Annotated in this window: 18 protein-coding genes; 9 read left to right on the top strand and 9 right to left on the bottom strand. The window is 40.6% G+C overall.

Features of this window, described 5'->3' with window-relative positions; genetic code table 11:
- Positions 1-175: 175 nt before the first annotated feature.
- From ACLPIE_RS14530 to fabY, 5 genes are all read left to right on the top strand, one after another.
- On the top strand, positions 176-577 hold the full coding sequence (locus ACLPIE_RS14530; protein ID WP_430262505.1) for a hypothetical protein: 402 nt from the start codon (positions 176-178) through the stop codon (positions 575-577).
- A gap of 61 nt (positions 578-638) precedes the next feature.
- Positions 639-1,256 (top strand): LysR substrate-binding domain-containing protein, encoded by a 618-nt coding sequence (locus ACLPIE_RS14525; protein ID WP_430262504.1) that lies wholly within the window; start codon positions 639-641, stop codon positions 1,254-1,256.
- 163 nt (positions 1,257-1,419) lie between these two features.
- Positions 1,420-2,034, top strand: coding sequence for a glucose-1-phosphatase (gene yihX, locus ACLPIE_RS14520; RefSeq protein WP_430262503.1), 615 nt, complete (start codon positions 1,420-1,422; stop codon positions 2,032-2,034).
- Positions 2,035-2,096: 62 nt separating this feature from the next.
- Entirely contained in the window at positions 2,097-2,534 is a 438-nt protein-coding gene (gene dtd / locus ACLPIE_RS14515) for a D-aminoacyl-tRNA deacylase (protein WP_430262502.1), read from the top strand.
- 23 nt (positions 2,535-2,557) lie between these two features.
- Positions 2,558-3,472 (top strand): fatty acid biosynthesis protein FabY, encoded by a 915-nt coding sequence (fabY, locus tag ACLPIE_RS14510; RefSeq protein WP_430262501.1) that lies wholly within the window; start codon positions 2,558-2,560, stop codon positions 3,470-3,472.
- A 58-nt stretch (positions 3,473-3,530) separates the two neighbouring features.
- On the opposite strand, the gene ACLPIE_RS14505 is transcribed toward fabY, so the two are convergent.
- Together ACLPIE_RS14505 and ACLPIE_RS14500 are read right to left on the bottom strand one after the other, a co-directional pair.
- Positions 3,531-5,288 (bottom strand): AsmA family protein, encoded by a 1,758-nt coding sequence (locus ACLPIE_RS14505; protein ID WP_430262500.1) that lies wholly within the window; start codon positions 5,286-5,288, stop codon positions 3,531-3,533.
- Between the two features lie 115 nt (positions 5,289-5,403).
- Positions 5,404-6,792 carry a uracil-xanthine permease family protein gene (locus ACLPIE_RS14500; RefSeq protein ID WP_430262510.1) on the bottom strand — a complete coding sequence of 463 codons (1,389 nt, stop codon included), beginning with the start codon at positions 6,790-6,792 and terminating at the stop codon, positions 5,404-5,406.
- Between the two features lie 233 nt (positions 6,793-7,025).
- Between ACLPIE_RS14500 and gltS the strand changes: the two genes are divergently transcribed.
- Positions 7,026-8,240, top strand: a complete 1,215-nt coding sequence (gene gltS, locus ACLPIE_RS14495) for a sodium/glutamate symporter (RefSeq protein WP_430262499.1) — start codon at positions 7,026-7,028, stop codon at positions 8,238-8,240.
- Between the two features lie 101 nt (positions 8,241-8,341).
- On the opposite strand, the gene recG is transcribed toward gltS, so the two are convergent.
- From recG to gmk, 5 genes are read right to left on the bottom strand one after another with little or no spacing between them, the layout of a single operon-like run.
- The gene (recG, locus tag ACLPIE_RS14490) at positions 8,342-10,423 is read right to left on the bottom strand and encodes an ATP-dependent DNA helicase RecG (protein ID WP_430262498.1); all 2,082 of its coding nucleotides are present in this window, start codon (positions 10,421-10,423) and stop codon (positions 8,342-8,344) included.
- Between the two features lie 15 nt (positions 10,424-10,438).
- Positions 10,439-11,152, bottom strand: a complete 714-nt coding sequence (gene trmH, locus ACLPIE_RS14485) for a tRNA (guanosine(18)-2'-O)-methyltransferase TrmH (protein ID WP_430262497.1) — start codon at positions 11,150-11,152, stop codon at positions 10,439-10,441.
- 5 nt (positions 11,153-11,157) lie between these two features.
- Positions 11,158-13,272, bottom strand: a complete 2,115-nt coding sequence (gene spoT / locus ACLPIE_RS14480; protein ID WP_430262496.1) for a bifunctional GTP diphosphokinase/guanosine-3',5'-bis pyrophosphate 3'-pyrophosphohydrolase — start codon at positions 13,270-13,272, stop codon at positions 11,158-11,160.
- A 19-nt stretch (positions 13,273-13,291) separates the two neighbouring features.
- Positions 13,292-13,567 carry a DNA-directed RNA polymerase subunit omega gene (gene rpoZ, locus ACLPIE_RS14475; protein WP_430262495.1) on the bottom strand — a complete coding sequence of 92 codons (276 nt, stop codon included), beginning with the start codon at positions 13,565-13,567 and terminating at the stop codon, positions 13,292-13,294.
- A gap of 56 nt (positions 13,568-13,623) precedes the next feature.
- Positions 13,624-14,247 carry a guanylate kinase gene (gene gmk, locus ACLPIE_RS14470; protein WP_430262494.1) on the bottom strand — a complete coding sequence of 208 codons (624 nt, stop codon included), beginning with the start codon at positions 14,245-14,247 and terminating at the stop codon, positions 13,624-13,626.
- A 302-nt stretch (positions 14,248-14,549) separates the two neighbouring features.
- Here gmk and ligB point away from each other — a divergent pair, with 302 nt between their 5' ends.
- Entirely contained in the window at positions 14,550-16,253 is a 1,704-nt protein-coding gene (ligB, locus tag ACLPIE_RS14465) for an NAD-dependent DNA ligase LigB (RefSeq protein ID WP_430262493.1), read from the top strand.
- 47 nt (positions 16,254-16,300) lie between these two features.
- Here ligB and ACLPIE_RS14460 read toward each other — a convergent pair whose 3' ends face one another.
- Entirely contained in the window at positions 16,301-16,915 is a 615-nt protein-coding gene (locus ACLPIE_RS14460; RefSeq protein WP_430262492.1) for a trimeric intracellular cation channel family protein, read from the bottom strand.
- Between the two features lie 122 nt (positions 16,916-17,037).
- Here ACLPIE_RS14460 and ACLPIE_RS14455 point away from each other — a divergent pair, with 122 nt between their 5' ends.
- A complete protein-coding gene (locus tag ACLPIE_RS14455) occupies positions 17,038-18,366 on the top strand; it encodes a DUF3748 domain-containing protein (RefSeq protein WP_430262491.1) in 1,329 nt (442 codons plus the stop codon).
- A gap of 257 nt (positions 18,367-18,623) precedes the next feature.
- Here ACLPIE_RS14455 and ACLPIE_RS14450 read toward each other — a convergent pair whose 3' ends face one another.
- Positions 18,624-18,944: a YceK/YidQ family lipoprotein gene (locus ACLPIE_RS14450; RefSeq protein ID WP_430262490.1), complete on the bottom strand. Its 321-nt coding sequence runs from the start codon at positions 18,942-18,944 to the stop codon at positions 18,624-18,626.
- 375 nt (positions 18,945-19,319) lie between these two features.
- Between ACLPIE_RS14450 and ACLPIE_RS14445 the strand changes: the two genes are divergently transcribed.
- A complete protein-coding gene (locus ACLPIE_RS14445; protein ID WP_430262489.1) occupies positions 19,320-20,978 on the top strand; it encodes a putative transporter in 1,659 nt (552 codons plus the stop codon).
- The last annotated feature ends 297 nt before the right edge of the window (positions 20,979-21,275 follow it).

The raw sequence follows: 21,275 nt of genomic DNA, 5'->3' as shown, positions 1-21,275 counted from the left end.
TAGATTATTGAGGATCAAAGCAAGAGGTTATCGAAATCAAGAACGATTTAAAACAGCAGTGATGTTTCACTATGGTAATTTAGATATGGGATTTTGAGTCTGACCACCATGATCGGGGAAGACCCATATAAATACAGTTGTTGTGTATATTATTTGAATAAAAGGGCAAATTATTATGGCTAACCGATACGAAGATACAACACCTCATGAAAGAGAAGTAATGACCTCTATGGGGGATCAATGGCGAGAACATTCTTGGCAAAAATCTTATGGTAATACTGACTCTATGTCTGTTCATGCATGGGTGGGCGAAATCCCAAAACAATCAAGTCACATATCAATGTGGGATAGTAAGTTAGGTGATATAAATAATAGTAATAGTGCGGTACAAGATCTTTGGGAGGACGATAGTCCACCGCTGATGGTTCCCCCTAAAGTTCCGGAGGAAGTCAAAAAAAAACGTCGAGAAGAATTTAAACGATTATTTTCTCAGATTGATGAAGTTAAAAAGAAATTGGTTTCTAGCCGTGATGCATTAACTCAAGAGATTAATAAAAATTTAGATAAAATAAAATAAAATAAAATAAAATAAAATAAAAAAAGAAAATGATCCTTTAACTAAAAGTGAATTAAATTTATTGTCAGAAAAATTACAACTTCAAAAAGAAAAAGAAGTTGGCATACAAAAAGTGTGTCACTCAGAACCTATAATGGAAGGCCAGCTATTAACCATGTTAACTCAGCTCCGACAAGGTGAACTCGATTTCACGATTAATACTTATTACCCAGGTAGTTTAGATGCAGAGTTTAGTTTCGAGCAATTAATGCAAAAAGAATATAAGGTAATTATGCGCAAAGACCATCCTCTGCGCCATGCCAAGTCGTTGAATGAGCTCGCTGATTGTGACTGGACAATGCCAACGCCGAGAGGTACCTACTATAAACAGCTTGCCGATGTTTTTTCGATGATGGAACGTCCGATGGTGTTTAGTGTGACTTGTGAAACGTTAATTGGTTGCTTAAGTTTGGTTGCTCAAAGTGATTTTCTAACCATAGTTTCTGTGGATACGATTGATGAGCCCTTATTCGACCAACGATATATTGCCTTAGATTTAAAAGAAAAACTGCCTTATGCCACGTTTGCATTAGTTCAACGAAGAGACGCGACACTAACACCTGCGGGAGAGCATTTAGCTCGGTTATTTCGTATTTATTGCCGTAATAGTGATAATGGTATTCAACATAATAAATCATAATATGATGACCATTTATTATCAGAATAGATGATTGTCATCGTTTCCTGTGTCATCTGCTCAATTGATTAATTGACAAAATAAAGTGAATTATCACCAATTAGGGCTGTTCAGTTGCATGAATAATGATTAAAGTAAATTTAGTGAATAACAATGAGGAAAATTTATGCTGTATATCTTCGATATGGGTAATGTGATTATTGATATCGACTTTAATCGAGTGTTTGATAAATGGTCTGAACTGAGTGGTACACCAAGCGAAGAAATCAAATCACGGTTTACTTTTGGTAATATCTTTCAATTACATGAGTGTGGGAAAATTTCAGATATCGAATTCGCGGAGCTCCTTTGTGAAGAAATGGGTATCACACTGAGCTTTGAAGATTTTGCAGAAGGCTGGCACTCTATTTTTATTTCGTTAAGACCTGAAGTGATTGATATTATGGAGCGCCTACGCGAGCAAGGGCACCGTGTTGTCGTCTTATCGAATACCAACCGTCTACACCTAGACTATTGGCCAGAACACTACCCAGAAATTGCAGCGTCCTCCGATTTTCTATACTTGTCTCAAGATTTAGGCATGCGTAAGCCCGATCCAGAAATTTATAAATATGTTCTGCAATCAGAGGAGTTTGACGCGGCTGACGCGATTTTCTTTGATGATGTAGAAGAGAACGTAAAAGCGGCAGAAGCACTTGGTATCAAAGGGGTTCATGTCTTAAATAAAGACACGGTTCCTGAATATTTCCGAACTTACGATTTTAGTGCTGAAGTAGAATAACATTTTGATTTTGATAGTGGAGTAACGGTAACCGTTGCTCCATCTTTTTGTGTAGAGTAACCATGATTGCATTAATCCAAAGAGTCACTCACGCAAGTGTGGTGGTGGAACAAAAAACGGTAGGACAAATAGATAGCGGATTGCTGGTTTTGCTTGGCGTTGAAAAAGATGATGATGAACAAAAAGCAAAACGCTTATGTGAAAAAGTGCTGGGCTATCGTATTTTTAGTGATGAGCAAGGGAAAATGAACCTAAATGTCCAGCAAGCCGGTGGAAGCTTACTGGTGGTTTCGCAATTCACCTTAGCCGCAGATACTAAAAAAGGGATGAGGCCCAGTTTTTCTGGTGGTGCCGAGCCTGAGCGTGCGGATAATTTATATCAATATTTTGTTGAGCAAAGCCGACAACATGGCGTTGAAACGCAAACTGGCCAGTTTGCTGCGGACATGCAAGTAAGTTTAACCAATGATGGACCGGTCACTTTCTGGCTACAAGTGTGAGCCAATTTTTTAAGGGGGAAACGATGTACCATTTACGTACACCGAAAGATGAAATTGAATTTGCAACTTATTACCATTTTCGTTGGGAAATGTTGCGAAAACCCTTTAATCAACCCCTTGGTTCTGAAAAAGATGGTTATGACTTAACGGCTCACCATCAAATGGTTGTCGATGATAAAAACCGCATTTTAGCCATTGGACGTTTATATATTAATGCAGATAACGAAGGTGCAATTCGTTTTTTGGCGGTTAACCCTGTTATGCAAGGTAAAGGACTCGGCAAATTAATCATCATGGCACTTGAGTCTGTAGCCCGCCAAGAAGGTGTAAAACGTATTGTATCTAGTGTACGCGAAGAGGCTGTGCCATTTTTTAATAAAATGGGCTTTGAAAACAGGGGACAAGTAGCAGGGCAGCTAAAAACCCCTGTACGGCATTACCTAATGATTAAGCCCATTGAGACCTTAGACCAAATTCTGCACCGCCCAGATTGGTGTGGTGAATTACAGCAGGCATGGCATAAATATATTCCACTAAGTGAAAAGATGGGCGTTAGGATTGAACAATATACAGGTACCCGCTTTATCACTACCATGCCAGAATCAGGCAACCAAAACCCCCATGAAACTATTTTCGCGGGTAGCCAATTCTCTTTAGCTACCCTTACTGGTTGGGGATTGATTTGGCTCCTTATGCAAGAACACCAACTTGGTGGTGATATCGTGTTAGTGGATGCCAATATTCGTTATGGCAAGCCTGTCAGCGGTAGGCCAACAGCAGTTGCTGACTTGGCCAATATGAGTGGTGACCTTGATCGTTTGGCGCGAGGGAGTAAGGCTCGCGTAAAACTGAAAGTGGAGGTTAGCAATTCAAACAACCAAGTCGGAGCTGTGTTCAGTGGTGTCTATATGGTGCTGCCTGTAGAAACAGCAAAATAAAACAGCTTTTGGAAATTGAAAAAATGAGGCAGGTTCAGTTAACCTGCCCTTGGTGTTTCTATTGAGCGATAAGAGTAGGGAGAGGCTCTGCCAAAGATGGCTCGGTAGATAGTAGATCCGTTTCGGACTCAATAGAAGAAGTCACTGTACCGTTAACAACGGTTCGGAACAGGCGTTTTCCTTGCAATGGTGTCGCCATTAATTCCCCATTTAAGCTCTTTGCCACTGATGGTGCGAGTAAGTCACCTTGTAAGGTTACATCAAAGTCACCGACAACTTGAGCAGGGAAACCTGACCAGCCCCATTGGTTTAAATCCATTAAATCAATATTTGTTCCGGATGCACGCAGAAGGAATGGAATTTTTTTCGGCTCTTGTTTAACTAGTAAGCCAATTTTACTAATACCTCTATCTGTGCTTACCGTTAAGCTTGCAGCGGCGGAGGATTGGTTACTTTGGCGGATCTCTAGAAATGGACGACGCACTAAAACTTGGTTGATTGTGCCGCTATCAGCGTTGCATGTGGCTTTACCGCTCCAAATTCCCCATTGCTTTTGTTTAATTAAATCGACGTTCTCAATATTGGCACTTAATGCAGTAAATTCAAAAGGGAAGGCGGGCTGAATGTTCATTAATAAAGATTGGGATACAGTGAATTTTTTGATAGATAAGCCTGATAACCATGTTGGTGCGGGTTCGGCAAAAAAGGATAACCAGCTTTCGGGTAAGGTATACAAAATACCCGCCAGCTTCCCATCATCAATCGTCAATACTTGGTCATTACGCTGCCAAGTTCCACTGAGGTTGAATACACCTTTGTAATAGTAACCCGATAGTTTATTAATATTGAGTTTGTCTCCATCAATGTTTAGCTCACCAATTAAGGTGCTGAGTTGTTGGTCGTTTACGACAAATTGGTCAACATTAAAACTGATCTTACTTTTCGGGCTTGTCCAGCTTCCTCTAACAATACTGAGCTGATCAATTTCACTACTTAATCCTGATAATGCCCAATCTTTACCCTGAATATCGACATTCGTTAATTCTAAATTTTTGATTTGTATGGTTTTATTGCTGTTGATTGCATCAAATAATGTATTGAAATCAATATTATTTTCCCAGCCAACCTTATTCATAGCCAGAGAATCAATGGTGATTGAACCATCAGAAAATAATTTTCCTTCTCCTGCAATATACCCATTGTTTAGGTAACCGCTTGCTCTGCTAATATCGGTGACTTGTTCTTGATGCTTGCCGGTGATAGCGACATTTTTAAACGATAATTTGTTGAAATTTAATTGGTTAGCAGTGAAGCGAAAATCGCCATAGCCTGCAAGAGAGCTGGCGGTAGGCTGCCAAGGGGTAATGCCACCAGTGAATCCTGTGACCTGAATATCATCCTCTCCTTGTTTTAAGGTTATTTGGCTATTTTCAAATTGCAAAATATTTGCAGATATTGGTAACGAGGTTGAATGTTGTGACACGCTGGCAGTTAAATTACCTTGTGTGATAACAAAGCGGTGAATAGCATGCCCACTCAATAAATTCCGCCAATTGATATCAATCACTACCTGCCTAGCATTTAAGCTTAAATTTTTGCTTTGGGAGGTTAACTTGACGTCTTGGAAAATAAATTCACTGGGTTTGGAAAACTCATGGCCCATGATCCCGATATCAATGTCGTAATTGGTGAGTTTACTTAAAATTTGACTCGAGTAAGAGGCTCCCCAACGGGTTTGCAGGCCGATGTAAGTAAAAACCAATAGTAGCAGCAACAGTAATAGTGCATAGGTAACCCATTTAATTAACCATCTCACGGTTCGCTGCTCCTTATTATATGGGGAATATAGACTCGTTTAATATAGTAACAAATTAAGGATAGCATACAGAAGAACCGCCAGAATTTTCAACTCTGGCGGAAAGAATGAAAGGTTATTTTTCGAGAGGGAAGACTAAATTCAGAATAATTGCAGTCAAACCGCCCGCAGCAATCCCTGAAGAAAATAGGGTTTTTAACCAATCAGGGGCAAACTGGAGGATCAACGGTTGTTGTGAAACGCCCATTCCTACAGCAAGAGAAAGTGCAATGATCATGATGGCGCGGCGGTTTAATGGCTCCCGTGACACAATACGTACACCGGAAGCGGCTATCGTTCCAAACATCACTATGGTTGCACCGCCAAGAACAGGCTCAGGGATTTGCTGCACAAAACCCGCAACAGCAGGGAATAACCCTAACAGCACTAACATTAAGGCAACGATATAGCCAACGTAGCGGCTCGCAACCCCCGTTAATTGGATGACTCCGTTATTTTGACCAAAACAAGAGTTTGGAAAAGTATTAAAAACCGCAGAAACCATGGAATTTAAGCCATTAGCAAGTACGCCACCTTTAATGCGCTTCATATATAAAGGACCACGCACTGGTTGCTCTGACACGTCTGAAGTTGCGGTAATATCACCAATTGTTTCTAAAGACGTTACCATAAAAATTAAAATTAATGGGATCAGTAAATTCCAATCAAATGATAGCCCATAATAAAAAGGCTCCGGTATGGTAAGAAGGGCTTGATTGGGTTCCGTTGGTTGCGCCGTGGGTAGCATATTCGTCCACCAAGCAGAAAGGTAGCCAACTGCCATCGCGATGACGAGAGACGCAACACGTAAATAAGGGTTTTTTTGGCGGTTCAATAGGATAATAACGGCTAATACAATACCCGCTAAAATTAAATAATCAGGGGAGCCAAAAGTGTTGTCACTAATTGCACCATAGCCGCCGCCAATGGATGTTAATCCAACTTGAATCAATGATAATCCAATAATCATCACAACCACACCAGAGACTAATGGTGTGATAACTCGACGTGCTAAATGTAAGAAACGTGAAAGAATGACTTCGGTGAGTGCGGCAACTAATAATGTGCCGAATAGAGCCGCCATCATAGAAGGAATATCAGCGCCACCTTGTTTGAGTGCAACTCCCCCCATAATTAAAGGTGCAACAAAGTTGAAACTGGTTCCTTGAATAGAAAGTAAACCAGAGCCAATCGGGCCCCATGCTCTAATTTGAATTAATGAGGCAATACCTGAAGCAAACAATGACATGCTAATGATGCGTTGGGTATCGTGGGCAGGCAGCCCAAGAGATTGGCAAATCAGCAATGCTGGTGTGATAACGGCAACAAACATTGCTAGAAGGTGCTGACCCGCTGCAAATAGGGCTTGCGGTAGTGGGGGTCGGTCTTCGAGTTTATAGATTAGCTCGCTTTGAGTGTGAATTGTTGATTCAGTAGTTTGTTTTTCAGACGCCGCAGTGTTCATTGCTTTCATTTCTCACCAACAAAAAACGCATTGTAATGCGTCGAAATTAAAAAGCAATCGTTTGCGTTAAAAAATTTGATCTAACAGTTAAATAAGGATGTCACATTTTTATATCTTTTAACTTGTATTTATTGCAGTTTTTTTTTCTAATCCTACAACCTGCTTTGGCGTTTTAAGGAAGAAATTAACGTCTAACTAGTTTTTGATAATTTTAACAACAGACGAGGTACTAAATGTATCATCTTGATGTCTACGGTACACTGGTAGCAGCTACCTTAGTATTATTGCTTGGGCGTAAACTGGTAAAATCAGTCCCTTTTCTTGAAAAATATACCATCCCTGAACCTGTTGCGGGTGGGTTATTAGTTGCTTTTAGTCTTTTATTGTTGAAACAAATATTTGACTGGAGCCTTTCTTTTGACTTATCACTGCAAGAACCTATGATGCTGGCATTTTTTGCCACAATCGGCCTAAATGCTAACCTAGCAAGTTTAAAAGCAGGCGGTAAGGCTCTGTTTATTTTCATTTTTGTCGTTGTCGGCTTACTGTTAGTCCAAAACACCGTGGGGATTGCACTCGCTGAATTATTGGGATTAGACCCTTTAATGGGGCTATTGGCTGGTTCAATTACCTTATCGGGTGGTCACGGTACCGGTGCGGCATGGGGTAAAATCTTCACTGAAAGTTACGGCTTCCAAAGTGCAACTGAAGTTGCTATGGCTTGTGCAACGTTTGGTTTGGTTCTTGGTGGCTTAATTGGGGGACCAGTTGCACGTTTCTTAACACGTAACATTCCGACCCCAGGTAACACTGGAGACGATAAAGATGTTCCAACTGCATTTGAAAAACCTCAATCAGGGCGGATGATCACTTCAATGGTTTTAATCGAAACCATTGCACTAATAGCTATCTGTTTGCTGATAGGAAGTTTTATCTCAGATAAACTAGCAAGCACGCCATTCCAGTTACCAAAATTCGTGTGTGTATTATTTGTTGGTGTGATTTTAAGTAATAGCTTATCACTACTTGGTTTTTACCGAGTGTTTGATCGCGCCGTTTCTGTTATGGGTAACGTGAGCCTTTCATTATTCTTAGCAATGGCACTCATGAGTTTGAAACTGTGGGAACTAGCGTCATTGGCAATTCCAATGATCATTATCCTTGCTGTTCAAGCGTGTGTAATGGCAGGGTATGCGATTTTTGTGACTTTCCGACTGATGGGGAAAAACTATGATGCTGCGATATTAGCAGCCGGGCACTGTGGTTTCGGTCTTGGCGCAACGCCAACCGCTATCGCCAATATGCAGGCGGTAACCGATAGGCTTGGTCCATCTCACCTTGCCTTCTTAGTCGTGCCAATGGTTGGTGCGTTCTTCATTGACATTGTTAATGCGATAGTCATTAAATTGTATTTAATGTTGCCAGTATTTCCAACGATCACTGGATAGCTTATTTTAATAATAAGTAAAGCAGGTGTTGCCGTGAAAATATTCACGGCAATTTTCGTTTTAGGGAACGGATAATAGAAGATTATGTTTGGCGGCCATGTTTACGCTTGGCTATATTGTTCACGCTCAGGTAACCATCTATCAATGAGTTGCTGTGCATTATCAGGGTAATGTTGTTGAATGTGCCGTGCAATGCGTTGCACTTCTGGCAACATATATTGGTCGCGGAGTAAGTCTGCGACTTTAAATTCAGCATTGCCCGTTTGCTTTGTCCCTAACAGTTCACCGGGTCCGCGTATCTCAAGATCTTTTTGTGCGATGACAAAGCCATCGTTACTATCTCGTAAAACTTGCAATCTTTGCTTAGCAGTATGCGTAAGCGGCGTTTTATACAGCAAGACACAATGAGATGCGACAGCCCCTCGCCCAACTCGTCCCCTTAATTGATGCAACTGAGCAAGGCCTAAACGCTCTGGATTATCAATGATCATCAAACTGGCGTTAGGCACATCAACACCGACTTCAATAACTGTCGTCGCAACCAGTAACTGAATTTCATTATTTTTGAATTCAGTCATAATATTTTGTTTTTCTGCGGGTTTCATTCTGCCGTGAACTAAGCCAACTTTTAATTCAGGTAAAGCTAATGCTAATTCTTCATAGGTTACTTGCGCAGCTTGTGCTTCCAATAACTCGGAATCCTCGATTAATGTACATACCCAATAGGCTTGGCGACCTTCTTCAATACAGGCTTGACGGACACGTTCAATAATATCACTACGCCGAGTGTCAGGGATCGCGACTGTGGTCACCGGTGTTCTTCCGGGGGGGAGTTCATCAATGACAGAAGTGTCTAGATCCGCATAAGAAGTCATTGCGAGCGTGCGTGGAATTGGCGTAGCGGTCATTATCAGCTGGTGTGGGTGGAAACCTTGTTGTTCGCCTTTTTCACGCAGAGCAAGGCGCTGATGAACGCCAAAGCGATGTTGTTCATCAATGATAACCAGCCCTAACGATTTAAAGCTGACTTGCTCTTGAAAAATGGCGTGAGTCCCAACAATCATTGCGACCTCACCGCTGGCAATAGCTTCTTGTTGTTGCTGACGAGCTTTGCCTTTTTGCTTGCCTGCAAGCCAACCCACTTTGATACCTAAAGGTTCTAACCATTGTTTGAAGGTATTGGCATGTTGTTCCGCCAGTATCTCCGTCGGGGCCATCAGAGCCACTTGTTTACCATTTTCGATAGCACAGATAGCCGCTAAGGCCGCGACGAGGGTTTTTCCTGATCCAACGTCTCCTTGAATTAAACGCATCATAGGCGCGTTTTTAGCGAGGTCAGTTTCAATTTCACCAACAACGCGATTTTGTGCATTCGTCGGTGAAAAAGGTAATTGTGCCAGCAATTGGGATTTTAACTGGCCACTTGCTACCAATGGCTCGGCATACAGGCGTTCATTACCTGCACGAATAGCTAACATGCTTAGATGGTGTGCGAGTAGTTCTTCGAGTATTAATCGCTTTTGCGCAGGATGATGGCCTTTCTCCAGTTCACTCAGAGCTACATTAGGAGGTGGGTTATGCAATAAACGAATGGCATCTGGCAAGCTTATCATTCCACGACTAAGTTCTTCAGGTAACAACTCCTTTATTTCCCCGCCATTGAGTAGAGCTAAAGCTTGTTCCATGACTTTACGTAAAGTCGCTTGGCGAACGCCGTCAGTGGTTGGATAAATCGGTGTTAGGTTCTCTTGCAAGGTGATATTGCCAGTATCTTGGGAAACCTTATATTCAGGGTGAATAATTTCAGGCCCTGTATTTCCACGACGTACTTCCCCATAAGCGGTTACTTGTTTGCCTTCAGCAAGGCTATTTTTCATTGCAGCTGAAAAATTGAAAAAACGTAAGGTTAAATTGCCTGTGCCATCAGTTATTAGGCAGGTCATCATCCTTTTGCGGCCAAAAACCACTTTCGTTTGCAAAACTTCGCCAGTAATTGTTGCGGTTGTTCCGGGTAATAGGTCTTTGATCTGATATAAACGAGTGTGATCTTCATAGCGCAGAGGGAAATGTAGAAGTAGGTCTTGAACGGTGTTTAACCCGATTTTACGCATTTTTTCTGACTGACTTGCACCAATGCCATGCAATGAGGTCAGTGAAATGGTATCAAGTAGCCCATTATTCATGTGATTTCCTTTTTCTCAACCAAGTTGCTGTTTTTTCATTTTCTCAGTTAACTGCATTTCAGCCCACCACGCATCATCAGCTTCAATTTGACCTTGGTCATTGATAAAAGGACGGGGAAGTCCTTTACGTTTTGCTACCTCAGCCAATACAGGATACCCGCCTTCGAATAGCCACTGTTGCTGTTCTTCCGGCGATAATAAGCTATTTTCGCGTTCATACATCCCTGCTTGCTGGCGTTGCCTTTGCGCTTCATACAAAATCAGCGCTGAAGCTACAGAAACATTGAGAGATTGCACCATGCCAGCCATTGGGATGATAACGTGTTTGTCTGCTAAGTCGAGAGCTTGCTGTGAGATCCCCTTTTTCTCTTGCCCCATCATAATACAAGTTGGCAGGGTATAATCAATCTCACGAAAATCAACGGCATGTTCGGACAAGTTTGTCGCTAAAACCTGCATGTTTTGTGATTTTATTTGCGAAATAGCATCTTTTGTCGACGAGTGGGAAACCACTTTGACCCAGCTATTGCTACCTGCGGCGGAAGAGACAGATAGCTTAACTTGTTGATCAGGCCAGATAGCATGTATTTGGTGAATACCAACAGCATCTGCACTACGAACAATGGCAGAAACATTATGTGGTTTATGGATTTCTTCAAGGCAAATTGTAAGGTCTGGCTGCCGCATCGCCATCATTTGGCAAATGCGGCGATAGCGGCGTTCATTCATAGTGGTTAATTACGGTTTCGGCTAACACGAAGAACATCTGGCATGATACGGATTTTACGCATGACATTTGCCAACTGAACACGGTTTTTAGTGGTGAGACGGATAAAGGCGCAATACACTCGGCCATCTTTCTCTTCGGTATTCATGCTCTGAATACTTGAGTTTGCATCATTGATAGCCGCAGTTAAATTTGCCAGCGCACCTTGATGATTAATCATATCAACTTTAATTTCAGCAATGAAATTAGTGTCTGTGTCGTTATCCCATTCTACAGGCATGAATTTATCAGGCTCTTTTTGGTAGCCACGAATATTACGACAGGATTCATGGTGGATGACGAGGCCTTTTCCAGGGCTGATATGTGCAACTATTGGGTCGCCCGGAATTGGGCGGCAGCATTTTGCAAAAGTAATAAGAACGCCGTCAGCGCCTTTAATGGAGAGTTTATTACGGCTTTCGACAATGGCTTGTTCTTCAGGTGGTTGGCTATTATTTTGCAAATTACGTGCAACAACCACGCTCATGGCATTACCTAACCCGATTTCAGCAAGTAAATCATCGATAGAGTTAAGCTTCATACGAGCTAATTCAGCGTCGATGTTCCCCTGAGGGATATCTGCCAGTTTATTTCCAGCACCAAGCGCATGATTGAGTAAACGACGACCTAAGTTAATCGAGTCTTCACGTTTTAAATTCTTTAATAATTGGCGTATTTTGGCGCGAGCTTTTGAGCTAACGACGAAATTCAGCCAAGCCGCATTTGGCCTAGCGCCCGGAGCAGTAATAATTTCAACGGTTTGGCCGCTCGTCAGGGATTGTGAAAGAGGATAAGGTTGGCGATCAACTCGAGCACCCACGCAAGCATGGCCTATATCTGTGTGAACGGCATAAGCAAAATCGACAGGTGTCGCACCTGTCGGTAACTCAACAATTCGGCCTTCAGGGGTGAAAACATAAATCTCATCAGGGAATAAATCTGATTTAACGCTTTCAATAAATTCGAACGAGCTACCTGCACTTTGCTGCAATTCAAGTAGGCTTTGCATCCAACGTTGAGCCCTAACCTGTGCGGTGGTGCCTTGTTCACCTTGCTCTTTGTAAGCCCAATGTGCAGCCACTCCCATCTCTGCCATTTGATCCATGTCTTCAGTACGAATTTGTACCTCGACAGGCACACCATGAGGCCCAATGAGAGAAGTGTGTAGCGATTGATAACCGTTTGCTTTAGGAATAGCAATATAGTCCTTAATACGGCCGGGACGCGGTTTATATAAGCTATGCATTTGACCTAAAACGCGGTAACACGTATCCACATCTTTTACTATGACCCTGAAAGCATAGATATCCATGATAGAATGGAAACGTTGCTCTTTCTGATGCATCTTGCGATAGATGGAATACAGATGTTTTTCTCGACCACTAACGAGGCAGGGAACGCTAGCTTCGCTCAAGCGCCCATCGATTTCAGAGAGAATTTTTTGGATCATCTCTTTTCGGTTGCCGCGAGCGGCTTTAACGACTTCTTTGATAACGCGATAACGGTTGGGATACAATGCCTCAAAACCAAGCTCTTCAAGCTCAGTTTTGATGTGATGTATACCCAGCCTATGAGCTAAGGGACTATATATTTCAAGGGTTTCACGAGCGATGCGGCGACGTTTATCAGGCCTTAAAGACCCTAAGGTGCGCATGTTGTGAGTACGGTCTGCCAGTTTTATCAAAATGACACGGATGTCTTTTACCATCGCCATGATCATTTTGCGGAAGTTTTCTGCTTGAGCTTCTTTCTTGTCGCGGAAATTCAGCTTGTCCAGTTTTGATACCCCTTCGACGAGCCCGGCAACGGTGGTACCAAAGAGAAGTTCTATGTCCTGAAATGTCGCTGGAGTATCTTCAATCACATCATGAAGTAGCGCTGCCATAAGTGTTTCATGATCCAAACGCATTTCAGCTAGAATACAAGCAACAGCAACTGGGTGAGTTATATAAGGCTCACCACTCGAACGGGTCTGTCCCTCATGGGCATCCCGTGCGACAACATAGGCTTTTCTTAGTAATTCAATTTGTTCTTTAGGTAGATACTTTTGAATAACTAAATTAAGGCTTTCAAACAGATACAAGGCAGACCCACCTTAGTGATTAGCGACGACCTTCAGCTATTGCAGAAACAGCCTGCATTTCAGCCGCCTCTTGCTCTTGCTGCTCTTGGCGTTCACGCACATCTAAAATGTGACCGTTAATTAAACCTTCTTCTACTTCACGTAACGCAATAACGGTAAATTTATCGTTTTCTTCAGGAACTAAAGGGTCTTTTCCACCCGTTTGTAACTGACGAGCTCTACGTGCTGCGACCAATACGAGGTCAAAGCGATTACCAATTTTCTCTACTGCGTCTTGAACAGTTACGCGTGCCATAAGTGTGCTACTCCAAAGAAATAAAAAAATGACCTGATATGATACTGAAACTATTCTCAGTCTGCTAGCAATTTGCTGATTAAAGCGTCATGTCTCTGAATTTGGCGCTCTAATTTTAAACGTTCAGTGCGAATGATTGATTGTAAGTCGCTTAATGCAGTATTGAAATCATCATTAACAATGAGGTAATCATACTCGTTGAAATGTTCAATTTCACCTACTGCTTGTGACATACGCTTTTCAATAACGTCATCGCTGTCTTGCCCACGCCCACGCAACCTGCGATAAAGTTCATCTTTTGATGGTGGAAGAATAAAAATACTGCGTGCTTCAGGCATTTTAGCTCTAATTTGCTGCGCGCCTTGCCAATCAATATCAAGAAAAACATCAACACCGCTATTTAAGACATCTTCAATAATAGGCTTAGATGTTCCATAGTGATTTCCAAAAACACAAGCGTGCTCTAAAAACTCACCTTTTTCGACCATTTGTAAAAAATCAACTTCGGATACAAAGAAGTAGTGTTCGCCGTGGACTTCCCCTGGACGTGCGGCTCTAGTCGTATGAGAGACAGAAACCTGAGTATCGTACAACGGTTGTGTTTTTAATAAAGCCTGAATGAGGCTTGATTTACCTGCACCGCTAGGCGCAGAAACAATATATAACGTGCCTTGTATCATGATGATTTCTTGAATAGTCGAGGATTAAACATAAAAGATGGTTATAAACCCTACATAGTATACACATACTTCCGCTAACATGCAGCGATATCAATAAACCATGAATTAAAGATAAAGATATTTACGTCATAACCAAATTGTGAACAGCGTCCAAAAATCAGTTTACTATTCATGAAAATAACATTTTTTTTGCGTAACTTTTTGCAAATAGCCGTATTTTACGGTGATTGTGAAAAAAAATCATTTCATGCTTAAGAGGGTAAAACAACGTATTAATGGATAGACAATAACAAGGAATAGTTATGGCATATATTACCTGTAGATATAAAAAATCTTTAATTTGTTTTTTTATGAAATGGGTTGTTTGCTGTGTGATTGGAATACATAGTGCCCAAGCCACAAGTTCTAAGCATATCAAGGAGCTGTGCCAGCGGCAGAGTCGAATTTCAGTGGAGAGAGAAAGTCATCGCCTAGGTGAGCAACTCCAACAATGGAACCAAGCGTACCGGATATCTGGAAATAGCCCAGTTAGTGACGACGTCTATGATCAGCTATTCAACCTCTGGCGTTCTTTACAGCGATGTCAGCAACTTCCCGAGGAGCTGCCTGATGTTATGTATCCTAAGCAATCATTATTCGTTCAACACCCTATACCACATACAGGGCTAAAAAAGCTTAATGAAATGGAAATTTATCATTGGATAGAGTCTAGAGACAACATTTGGTTACAACCGAAAATTGATGGTGTCGCTGTCAGTTTGGTTTATGACCATGGACAGCTTATTTCCATGATAAGTAGGGGAAACAATGCAAAAGGTCTAGATTGGCGAGAAAAAGCTGATTTTCTTCCTGCGATCCCCAAAAAAATTGATTATTTAGGTTCATTGGTTTTACAGGGTGAGCTTTTTTGGCAAATGAAAGAACATATTCAATCCGTTAAAGGAGGAATGAACGCACGGAATAAAGTGGCTGGGTGGCTGATGCGTGAAGGGAGGCCTTCCTCATTTGAACATGATATTGGCGTCTTTATTTGGGCATGGCCTAAAGGAGATGGGGATCTGAAAAAACAATTAGCGTCACTAACGGCGATGGGGTTCCCTCTGGCTGAGCAATATAGCCATAAAATTGAAAGTAAAGTTCAAGCCAAACAATTACGTGAACATTACTATAAAAGCGCATTACCTTTTGCCACTGACGGTGTGGTGCTAAAAAGCTTTCCCACCCCCACAGCATCAGCTTGGCAGCCAAAAAAAAATAGCTGGGCGGTAGCATGGAAATACCCATCATTGAGTGCATTGTCAGAGGTTACTAAATTGCAATTTAAAGTAGGGCGAACAGGTAGAGTGAGTGTTGTTGCACAAATTAATCCAGTGACTATTGATTCAAAAAATATTACTAAAGTAAGTATAGGGTCGCTGTCTTCATGGAAAAAACGCAATCTACTCGTGAGTGATAAAGTACTCGTATCTCTTTCTGGACTAGGTGTACCTAAGATTGAAAAAATCATTTGGCGTCAAGAAGATCGCCAATACCCAGACGTTTCAATTTTTAAACAGTTTCACGCATTAAGTTGCCTTACCTATACCGAGAGTTGTTTACAGCAGTTTGTGGCAAGGTTAACTTGGCTGGGCAACCAATTAAATATTAAAGGAATAAGTTCAGCAACATGGGAACAGTGGGTGAAGGCTTATGGCCTAACGAAGCTAACAACATGGTTATCTCATCAGTGGCAGGAAGGTTTGCCTAAGAACAAAAAAAATCAACTATTTGTTAAACAGCTACGAATGACAATTTCTCAACCACTGTCTTCATGGCTAAAAGGACTTGCTATTCCACTATCGAAAGCACAGATTGAGCAAATTCATGATTTAGGCATGCTTAATGACCAATCTATTATTAATCAAATGCAGCTTACGGTTAATCAAAAGGAGAAATTGAGACTCTGGCTAGCAGAGCCCGAAATTCAATCCATTTTACAAGTTTTAGCGCGGAGTCATACCAATTAACCATGAGTTCTGCGTTATTGATGTCTAATAGGTTATTTAAACATGCGCTAATCTTGGCTCTCATAATTAAAGATAGGTAACCCTAAACGATAACGAATTGCTATTAGTCGGGCACTTAGTCCTACAACAAGTGTAATAATGACAACAATATCTTTAGGAAGAGGTGTATGTAATAGGCCAATATAAATCCAAGCAGCGGCGAAAGAGACGCCTGCATAGACTTCTTTTTGGAAAACTAAAGGAATAGTATTACATAGCATATCTCTTAATACGCCGCCAAATACACCTGTAATTACAGCAGCGATCGCAGCAATAATTGGGCTATAGTTCATATCTAGTGCTATTTGGGCGCCAAGAATCGAAAATACAATAAGCCCGATGGCATCTAAAATGAGAAATAATCGACGCAAATGTTTCATCATTGGGGCTATCCAAATGGTTACGATAGCAGCGCCGGCGACAGTTAGGATATATTCAGGGTGTTCAACCCAACCTAAGGGGTAATGGCCAAGTAAAATATCGCGTACAGAACCACCGCCAATAGCGGTTGCAGAGGCAATAATAATAACACCAAAAACATCCATTTTTCGCCGGCCAGCAGCAAGAGCTCCTGTCATAGCTTCTGCGGTGATACCAATAATATAAAGTACACTTAATAACATAATGGTTTTATTCAGCACTAAAGTTATTGCTAAAGGATAATATTACTCGATTAATATCTCGACTGAGATTTTCTAGCACTTAATAAACTAGATTAGTTAAAGTAATTCGATAGCGATATTAAATGATGTCAAAGGATAACAGATTGAATAGTGAATTACCTTATAAAGAAACACGTTTAACCTACGATATGCGAAGCCATCAACTGACGAATATCAACGTCTGGACACCAGATGGTGAGTGGTTAGCATATGATGTCCGACCGAATGGAAGTTCTTTCACCGGTTTAACTATAGAAAAAATTCATGTAAATACGTTGCATATGGTCGAGATTTATCGTGCTAACCATGGCGCCCATGTTGGTGTGGTAACTGTGAACCCACAACCACCAGTTCAATATGCATTTATTCATGGCCCTGAATATCCAGATGAACATTGGCAGTATGACTTCCATCATCGTAGAGGGGTATATGTTAATGAACGGCAACTAAATGTAGCGCATCCTATTGATGCAATGTGTATTACTTCACCTTATATTGCAGGGGCGCTAAGAGGAGGAACTCATGTGCATGTTTTTAGTCCAGATGGAAAATGGTTAAGCTTTACTTATAACGATCATGTGATGCACGAACTAGGAGAGCACTTAGATCAACGAAATGTTGCCATTGCAGTGCCTGCTGGAGGCGTTAAAATTTCCCCAAAAAAACATGTTCGAGAATATGATGGGGACTATTTTTGCTGTGTAGTCACTCAAACCACCGTAGAGCCTAAGCCTAATAGTGATGAAATTAGTCGCGCATACGAAGAGGGCTGGATTGGAGTTCAAGGCTATCAAAAAGATGATGGTGAAAGGCAAAAAAGAGCCTTAGCATTTATTGGTGATACCCATGCTGAAAACGGCGAAATTATTCCTGAAATTTATATCGTTGATTTGCCTGAAGAATCAGAAAAACTTAGGGTTCAAGGAAAATATCCGCTTCAAGGAACTGAGTCACGTATGCCATTTCCACCAAATGGTGTATGTCAACGGCGTCTGACATATACGCATAACAGAAAATTTCCGGGGTTAGCGAAATCACCTAGGCATTGGCTAAGATCATCGCCAGATGGTAAATCAATCGCTTGCTTGATGAAAGATGATGTTGGAAATGTGCAATTGTGGCTAGTAGATACGCTTACAGGAACATTGCAACAAATAACACATAGTGAGCTACCTATTCAATCAGCCTTTAATTGGGATAGCAAAGGTGAGTATATTTGTTTTATTTGTGATAACAGTGTAGTGCGCTGTCATGTCGAAACAGGAATAATAGAAAGATTAACCCAACGAACTGAACAGCCACCGGTTGCTGATGCTGTTGTATTTTCACCAAATGATAAGTTAATTGCTTTCATGCGAGATATTAATGGTTTCAGACAACTCTATGTAGTAGAAACAGGGTTAACGAGCTAATTTTTTATCTTAATTATGAATGAAAATGTTTTAGTTAACTTTTTTATTCATAATTTGTTATTTTTGTTCTAACTAATATATTATTCATTTGATTAAAAAGATATAAATACATTTAATTAAATGAATAATATTTGATTTTTTAAATGATTATATCAAAACATATAAATAACTTATTTTATATTTAGTCAATAAATGATTAACTAGAAAATATTTAGCTATTGAAGCTATTATTATCCTATAATTTAGGGATGCCATAACTATAACTGATTCTTGTTTTTTTCTTTTTTATCAAGCTCTTCGATACGTTTTTTAGGCGATTCAACTTGTTTGTCAGTGCCTGATTGAGCATAGTCTAAGGGAATTAAAAGTGTATCCATGACGACAGAAAAAGGAAGGTCAATGGCAAGTAATGGCCTAACAACCCAACCGGTTTCTTCATCTTGAATCATCTTAATACTGTTTTTGGAACCAGAATAATAACCTTCTGAAGGACCTGCATGAGTCATTATGCTAGAACATCCACTTAAAATAAGGGGACTAATAAGGGCAAATAACCGCGCTGAAATTAAACTCGACATATGGGTAATTAACCTACATTTGGTTTGTTATTCCTAACATTCTATTATAATAACGAAAAATAAAAATTTCACAATGAGAGTATCTTACTAATATTTAATTTAGTAGACGGTATTTTAAATTATTAAGAATTAACCTAAATTTTTATTTTCTGTGTTTATTTCTACAACTAGTTAATAACGTTAAAAAATAAATACGGGCTATTCTAAATTTGTTATCAGATTGAAAATTCAATGAGATAGCATATTTAATTAACTCTGAATTGTGCTCCACGACACACATTACTATTATTCTATTTGGCATAATCGATTCAGTAGTATGTTTTATAGCCTATTTAGGTCGGGTGATGGGAACTTGTCGTCAAAAGGATGCGGTCTATGAGTGAATTAGCTCTTACTGTAAGTTTGTTGGCGTTAGCTGCTGCACTAGGGTTATGGATTGGTAATTGGAAAATCCGTAATGTTGGATTAGGTATCGGTGGTGTTCTCTTTGGAGGGATCTTTGTTGGTCATTTTGCCCAAAGTTACGGCATGCAGCTTAATAAAGATATGCTGCATTTTATTCAAGAGTTTGGCTTAATACTATTTGTTTACACCATTGGGATTCAAGTTGGCCCAGGTTTTTTCTCTTCACTGCGCGTTTCTGGATTAAAGCTGAATGGCTTTGCTTTAATGGTTGTTGCTTTGGGTGCTGTTGTGACAGCGATCATTTATAAAATTGCTAACATTCCACTTCCTATTATTTTAGGCATTTTTTCAGGTGCAGTGACTAACACGCCATCTTTGGGGGCGGGACAACAAATTTTAACCGATTTAGGGTCAGACCCTAATCTTGTCGATCAGATGGGAATGGGGTATGCGATGGCATATCCTATGGGGATTTGCGGTATTTTGCTTGTCATGTGGTTAGTCCGAATTATTTTTAGGATCTCAGTAGATAAAGAAGCATCAGAGTTCAATAGTTCTAACTTTCAGCAACGTGATGCGTTACAAACTATGAACATTGCAATTCGCAATGCAAATCTTGATGGTTTGATGATGCAAGATATTCCATTATTAGGAAGCGAAGCTATTGTCTGTTCAAGGTTAAAGCGTGGCGATATGCTCGTAGTTCCTCAACCAACAACCGAAATTTATTTAGGGGACTTGCTTCATGTTGTTGGTCAGAAAGAGGACTTAAATAAAGTCCGCCTAATATTAGGTGAAGAGGTTGATGCTTCGTTATCAACATCAAACTCTATTTTACATTCAGTTCGAGTGGTTGTGACGAATGATGCGGTATTAAGCAAGCGCCTGAAGGAGCTGAATTTAAAGCAAAAATACGATGTTGTGGTTACTCGTTTAAATCGTACGGGTATTGATCTCGTGGCCAATAACAATTCAGTTTTACAGTTCGGTGATATTCTAAATATTGTTGGACGCCCTGAGTCAATAGAAGCGGTGACTGCACTATTAGGTAATGCTAAACAGAAATTACAACAAGTACAAATGTTGCCTGTATTTATTGGGATAGGGCTTGGGGTTGTACTCGGGTCAATCCCTGTTTTTATCCCGGGTTTTCCTGCCGCATTAAAGCTTGGTTTAGCAGGAGGACCACTTGTTGTGGCATTAATTTTAGGTCGCATAGGAACTATTGGAAGACTGTATTGGTTTATGCCTCCCAGCGCAAACCTTGCGTTGAGAGAGCTTGGTATTGTGATGTTTTTAGCTGTCGTGGGGCTAAACTCAGGCGGTGGATTTATTGAAACATTAATCAAAGGCGATGGGCTAATATGGATCGGCTATGGCCTGCTAATCACGTTTGTACCTTTATTTATCACTGGGATTGTTGCGCGAATATTTGGCAAAATGAATTACTTAAGCCTTTGTGGGATACTTGCCGGTTCGATGACGGACCCTCCTGCACTGGCATTTGCTAATAACATTCACCCAACCAGTGGCGCCCCTGCATTATCTTATGCAACGGTGTATCCGTTAGCGATGTTTTTAAGAATTATTTCACCACAGTTGCTTGCTATCTTATTTTGGTCGATTTAGTTTTATCGAGAAATTCCCCTTTCTACATAGCAAGGGGGATTTTTTATTGGCATATAAAAATTATTATCCATTTTTATCAAATAGATAAGCGTTTTTATGGACTCTTAGGTTTATAGATAAGAAATTTAGTATCACGATATATAGAGGTAAAAAGTGCGGTTGTTCAAGCAATAACCAAACAAAAAAGATGTTTTAATAGCTTTGAATGATATTCGTATTGAAAAATATATTTGATTTCAATTACGGAGTTCTCGCTAATTTTTAGCCCTTTCAATGTAGAAAGGGCCTTTTTTTGAG

It is taken from the genome of Providencia sp. Me31A, from assembly GCF_050487165.1.
In the GTDB taxonomy this organism is placed as follows: domain Bacteria; phylum Pseudomonadota; class Gammaproteobacteria; order Enterobacterales; family Enterobacteriaceae; genus Providencia.
This window is presented reverse-complemented; position numbering and strand designations above follow the sequence as displayed.